Genomic DNA, 6,272 nt, shown 5'->3' with positions numbered 1-6,272 from the left:
GCGCGGTACCGGCACCGCCCGCTTCCTCGCCGGCGCCGCTCGCGCCAACGCCGTGACCGGGGCCGACCCGCTGCGCGTCGAGCCCCGCCCGGCAGCAGCAGCGGGTCCGCCACCGTTCCAGCGCGTCGCCGCCCTGCCGCAGGTGGCACCCGACCGCGCTCCGGTCATCCGCCGCTGACCGCGGCACGCCGCGGCGGCCACGGCGGCTGATCGTCCCTGGCACCGCCCGCCGCGACACACGTGATGGCCGAATCACTGCTGTACCCGCGGCTGTTCACGGTCGCCACCGGCCGCGCCCCCACGTCCCGCGACCCCCGCGAGCCACCCGCCCGCGCGCGGGCGCACCGCCGGGTCGAGGGGGCGTACCCGGGCGACAAGCTGGTCGTACCACCCATCGCGGTGGCATTCGTTCCGGAATCGGGCCGCCGGGCGCCCCGTCGCACCGCGGCCATGACTGCTCACGGCGCCCGCGCACGGCGCGCACCGTGTGAGGGGACGGTCTCGCGGACCGGTCAATCCGGTCAGCTTCGACTCGGTCCAGTGCCACAAGCGCTAACGTCGTGTGAGGAGGTAATAGACTCGCTGCCGTTGAGGGGACGCGGACGATGAGCTACGGCGACGACTACGACGATGCGAGCGAGCGCGGAATCCCCTCGCAGACACGGACGCACTACCCGGACGAGGAACCCGCCGACCGGCGACGGCGCGGTGGCGCGTCGCCCCGCCGCAGCCTCTCCACCGTCGTCGGCGTCTTCCTGATCCTGATCGCCGCGATCGTGTTCGCCAACCGGGCCGGCGACGACGACGCGTCGAGCGGCGCCGCCGACGGCGACTCCTCACGCAACCCCGGGCCCGCCCCCACCGCTCCCAGCGGCGAAGACCCCGTGGGCACCGCCCTGAACGGCATACCGAGCGGCTTCCCGCAGACCCAGCAGGGCGCCGAGAGCGCCGCCGCCAACTACGCCGTGGCCCTCGGCGGCGAAGGCATGTTCACCACCGTGACCCGGCAGGCCATCGTCGACTCGATATACACAGTCGAGGCGGCTGCCGGGCGGGGCAGCGAACTCGAACGCATATACACCGATGCGCAGTTCCTGGAGCGTGTGGGCCTCGACGAGTCCGCGTCGGCCCCCTCCGGTATGACGTTCGTGGCCCGGGTCGTTCCCGTCGGGACCAACCTCATCGAGTACGACGAGCAGTCCGCCACGGTCTCCGTCTGGTACACCTCGCTGTTCGGCCTCGCCGGTGAGGCCTCGACCAACCCGGTCACCGAGGCCTGGTACACCAACACCTTCCAACTGGTCTGGGAAGAGGACGACTGGAAGGTCGTGGACTTCGACCAGACCGACGGGCCGGTCCCCGTGGGCCGGGACCAGCGTGCTTCCACGGCAGAGGAAATGGCAGAGGCCAGCGAGCAGTACGGAGGCTTCACGTATGCGCGCTAACGCCCGGACACGGTGGTTCACGCTCGGGGGCGGGTTGGGTGCCTTCCTCGCTCTCGGTGCTGCTTCGGCCGGGCGTGCCGTCGCACAGGACGAGACCGAGGAGGACCCCTGCGAGCTCATCCGCGGGCCCGCTCAGAATTACTGCCTCGACGGTGACGGTGCCGGTGGCGGGGTGCAGACCCCGCGGCTCGACACCACGCTCGACCCGCTGACGACGCTCGCGCAGGGCTGCGCCGAGGCCGCCGCGTGGGTGGTGGACCAGCTCTCCACAGCCGTCAGCAACACCACCAACGTCGACTTCACCAACCCCGCCTTCCTCCGCCAGTACGCCGTGGTCTTCGCCGCGTCCACCGTCCTCACCCTGACGCTGTGGCTGCTCGCCGTCACCAAGCGGGCCGTGCGCGGCGTGCCGCTCACGACGGCGATCTCCGAGGCGGTCGGCTATCTCTGGCTGACCGTCATGGCCTCGGCGTTCACGCCGCTGATCCTCTATGTGATCGTCGCCGCGACCGACGGTGTGACGGATGTGATCGCCTCCGGGGCGGGCGACAACTCCGATGCGTTCTTCGGCCAGTTCAGCGCCGCGCTCGAATCGGGCGAGGACATCGGCGGCGGTCCGATCATGCTGATCGTCGTCTCGCTGATCTCCATCCTGGCCGCCGGTGTGCTCTGGCTCGAACTGGTCATCCGTGCAGCGCTGTTGTACGTCGGTGCGCTGCTGGGCACCGCCGTCTACGCGGGGCTGGTCGACAAGAACCTCTGGGGCCACGTCCGCCGGTGGGCGGGGATCATGCTGGCGGTGATCCTGGTGAAGCCGGTCATCGTGATCGTGCTCGGCCTCGCCTCGGCGCTGTCCACCTCCGAGGGGCCGACGGCGTTCTCCGCGATCGTCTCCGGCCTCGCCATCATCATCCTCGCGATCTTCGCCTCGGCCATGATCTACCGCTTCGTCCCCGGGTTCGGCGACGACATCGTCAGCCACCGGTCGATGCGCAGCGACACCTCCAGCCGCGCGGCCAGCGCCGCGATCGCCACCCCGGCGACCGTGCTGCGGCAGGGCATGGGCGCCCACGGGGCCCGCGGTGGCGAGGGCGGCGGTGCGCAGAGCGGCGGCGGCCAGGCGTCCGGCGGGGCGTCGCGTCCCAGCAACCCGATGGCGGGCGGCATGGCGGCCCACGGTGCGCGCGGCGGCGAGGGCGGCGGCCGGGCCGGCGGCGCGCCCCGGCAGGGAGGTGACCGGTGACCGCGCCCCCGGCGTCGTTCCCGCGGCGCCGCACCTACCTCATCGGCCGCGCGCGCCCCCATGCCATCATCGGCAAGAACCGGGAGACGGGCGAGCTCGCGCTCATCCTCCTCGGTGCCTTCCTGGGCATGATGAGTGGCCTTCTGATCCCCGCGCTGATGCCCCGCCTGATCGCTCTGGTGGGGTTCCCGGCGCTCGCACTGGCGGCGGTGTTCGTGCCGTACAACGGCCGTACGTTCTACAAGTGGTTCGAGATCAACCGGACGTTCCGGCGCACGCAGCGCCGCGGTGCCCGCTACCGGTCGTCCGCGGCGGAGGCCGGGATCTCCCTCGACGGCCGGGAGGTCGCCGTCGGCGCGCCGCCCGGCGTCGGCCGTGTCAGCTGGCTGGCCGCCCCGTTCGGGCCCGACGAGATCGCCGTGCTGCTCCACGCGGACCGCCGCACCGTGACCGCCGCCATCGAGATCGAGGGCCCGGGCGTCGGTCTTCGCGACAGCGAGGACCAGGAGGCGCTGGTCGACCGCTTCGGCACCCTCCTCAAGCACGTCGCCAACGGCGACGGTTTCGTCACCCGGCTCCAGATGCTGGCGCGGACGCTACCGGCGGACCCCGACGCGCACGCCCACGACGTCTCCGAGCGCGGCGACTTCACCGCCCCGGCCTGGCTGCAGGACTCCTACGACCAGTTGCAGTCGATGGTCTCCACCTCCAGCGAGCAGCACCGCGCCTATCTGGTCGCCTGCATGCGGCACAACGGGGACCTCGCGCACGAGGCGGCGACCATCGCCCGCGCCTCCCGCGCCGCCTCCCGCGGTGGCCGGGGCACCCGCATGACGCAGGACGAGGCACTCGCCGTCGTGATGGCGCGCGAACTCACGGACATCTGCGCCCGGTTGGCCGAGGCCGACATCCGGGTGCGGCAGCCGCTCGGTGAGGCGCGGCTCTCCTCGCTGATCCACTCGATGTACGACCCGGACCACCCGATCGACCACATCCAGGCCATGTCGCAGCGCAACGCCTGGCCGGCGGAGCTCGACGCCCGCGAGGCGACGTTCCTGCGGGCGAAGACCCGGGAGTCGGTGACCCGTGCCCCTTGGTGCCACGCCACCGCCTGGGTCAAGGAGTGGCCCCTGACGCCGGTCGGCGTCAACTTCCTCGCCCCGCTGCTGGTCCACACCCCGGATGTCATCCGCACCGTCGCCGTCTGCATGGACCTGGAGCCGACCGACGTCGCCATCGAGCGGATGCTGACGGAGAAGACCAACGACGAGGCGGAGGCGGCCCGCGCGGCGAAGATGAACCGCACCGTCGACCCCCGGGACGTCGCCGCGCACAGCCGCGTCGACCAGCGCGGTGACGACCTGGCCTCCGGCGCCGCCGGGGTCAACCTCGTCGGGTACCTGACGGTGTCGTCCCCGAACCCGGAGGCACTCGCCCGCGACAAGCGCACCATCCGCGCCTCCGCCGGGAAGTCCTACCTCAAACTGGAGTGGTGCGATCGCGAGCACCACCGGGCGTTCGTGAACACGCTGCCGTTCGCGACGGGAATCCGGTGACCGGCCGCCCGGGTTCCGGCGGCGCGACGGGCGAAACCTTCCGCCGGCCGGTACGCCGGTCCGCCCCGCGCCCCGGCCCCACCACGTCATCACCCACCGACCACCCGGCGGACCGCCCGCTGCCGTCCGCCGCCGGGCCCGAGGCGAGGAGGTACGTCCGTGCTGCCCCGTGATCCCCTGTCGGCCGTCACCGACGCGTTCACCGGCCTGCTGTTCGGCAAGGCCGAGACGACGCGGCTGCCGGTCCGCACCTCCACCGGTCAGGCGCAGGCCGTCTACCTGCCGACCGCCGCACCGGGACTCGGCGACTCCGGCGTGATCATCGGCCGCGAGGTCTACAGCGGCAAGGGCTACATCTACGACCCGTTCCAGCTCTACGGGCAGCAGCTCCCCGCCCCGCACTGGCTGGTGCTGGGGGAGTCCGGCAACGGCAAGTCGGCGCTGGAGAAGACCTACGTCCTGCGCCAACTGCGGTTCCGCGACCGCCAGGTCGTCGTCCTCGACGCCCAGGGCGAGGACGGCGTCGGCGAGTGGAACCTCATTGCCGAGGCGCTGGGCATCACCCCGATCCGGCTCGACCCGATGGCCGCCCTCGAACAGTCGATCCGCCTCAACCCGCTCGACCCGGCGATCACCGCCACCGGGCAGCTCGCCCTGCTGCGCACGATCATCGAGGTGGCGATGGGTCGCGGCCTCAACGAACGCTCCGGTTTCGCCCTCAAGGTCGCCCACGCCCACGTGGTGGAGACCGTCACGCAGGAGACCGCCGGGCGGCAGCCGATCCTCTCCGACATCGTCGAGCGGCTCCGCCACCCCCGGCCGGAGTCCGCGCACGCGATGAACGTCGCCCCCGAGGACGTCCGCGCCTGGGGGCTGGACGTCGCCCTCGTTCTCGACCGGCTGGTCGACGGCGACCTGCGCGGCATGTTCGACGGGCCGACCACCGTCGGCATCGACCTGGACGCGCCGCTGACCGTCTTCGACCTGTCGCACATCGACCGCAACTCCATCGCCATGCCGATCCTGATGGCGATGGTCGGCGTCTGGCTGGAGCACACCTGGATCCGGCCGGACCGCAAGAAGCGCATCTTCCTCGTGGAAGAGGCCTGGCACATCATCAACTCGCCGTTCGTGGCGCAGCTCTTCCAGCGGCTGCTGAAGTTCGGCCGTCGCCTCGGCCTCTCCTTCGTCGCCGTGGTCCACCACCTCTCCGACGTGGTCGACGGCGCCGCCGCCAAGGAGGCGGCCGCCATCCTCAAGATGGCCTCCACCCGGACCGTCTACGCGCAGAAGTCCGACGAGGCCCGCGCGACGGGCCAGGTGCTCGGGCTGCCGCGCTGGGCGGTGGAGATCATCCCGACGCTCACCCCCGGCATGGCGGTCTGGGACGTCAACGGCAACGTCCAGGTGGTCAAGCACCTGATCACCGAGGCCGAACGCCCGCTGGTCTTCACCGACCGCGCCATGACCGAGGGCTCCCCACGCGCCGTGGCAGAGCTGGAGGAGGAACTGCCGCCGCTGGCCCTGGACGCCGGGCCCGTCTCGTTCGACAAGCGGTTCTCCCGGTGACCGCGGGAGGGTCCGCCCGATGAGCCACCCGCAGAGCGGTCCCGACCCCTACGGGCCCTCCGATCCGTACGGCCCCGATCCCTACGGGCCCGACGGCCGCTACGCCCCAGGCGCCCCTGCCGTCCGCCGTGGCGGCGGAGTACCGGACGCGGCCATCGTCGGCTCCCTCGCGCTCGCCATCTCCGTGACCCTGCTGGTGTGGTCCTCCACCGGCCTGGGCGGGTTGCTGCGCACCGGCCGGTGGCCCCAGGACGTGACCTTCACCGCCACCGCCGGCGCGTTGCGCTCCCTCCTCACCGGCCCCGCCGACATCGCGGCCGCCTGGCCGCAGGCCGAGGCCGCCACGCTGCCGACAGCTGCGGTCTTCTGGCTGGTCTTCGCCGCCCAACTCGTGGTGGTCGGCGGGACTGCTCTGCGCCCAGCGGTGGACCGTGGTGAACGGCTCCCCGGTGAGGGCGG

General features: G+C 72.3%; 4 protein-coding genes and 1 pseudogene. All 5 read left to right on the top strand.

Features of this window, described 5'->3' with window-relative positions; translation table 11 throughout:
* Positions 1-605 precede the first annotated feature (605 nt).
* Positions 606-1,445, top strand: coding sequence for a hypothetical protein (locus HCN52_RS20590; RefSeq protein ID WP_168089948.1), 840 nt, complete (start codon positions 606-608; stop codon positions 1,443-1,445).
* Positions 1,435-2,688 carry a hypothetical protein gene (locus HCN52_RS20585; RefSeq protein WP_168089947.1) on the top strand — a complete coding sequence of 418 codons (1,254 nt, stop codon included), beginning with the start codon at positions 1,435-1,437 and terminating at the stop codon, positions 2,686-2,688. Before HCN52_RS20590 ends, HCN52_RS20585 begins: the two co-directional genes overlap by 11 nt.
* Positions 2,685-4,244 carry an SCO6880 family protein gene (locus HCN52_RS20580; RefSeq protein ID WP_168089946.1) on the top strand — a complete coding sequence of 520 codons (1,560 nt, stop codon included), beginning with the start codon at positions 2,685-2,687 and terminating at the stop codon, positions 4,242-4,244. The genes HCN52_RS20585 and HCN52_RS20580 overlap by 4 nt, the downstream gene beginning before the upstream one ends.
* Positions 4,245-4,403: 159 nt before the next feature.
* Positions 4,404-5,813, top strand: a complete 1,410-nt coding sequence (locus HCN52_RS20575; protein WP_376767175.1) for an ATP-binding protein — start codon at positions 4,404-4,406, stop codon at positions 5,811-5,813.
* A gap of 19 nt (positions 5,814-5,832) precedes the next feature.
* A pseudogene (locus HCN52_RS20570) lies at positions 5,833-6,272 on the top strand (hypothetical protein); the annotation flags it as partial.

It is taken from the genome of Streptomyces bohaiensis (assembly GCF_012033785.1).
In the GTDB taxonomy this organism is placed as follows: domain Bacteria; phylum Actinomycetota; class Actinomycetes; order Streptomycetales; family Streptomycetaceae; genus Streptomyces; species Streptomyces bohaiensis.
Note: the sequence above shows the minus strand (reverse complement) of the source record. Positions and strands in the feature narration are given on the sequence as shown.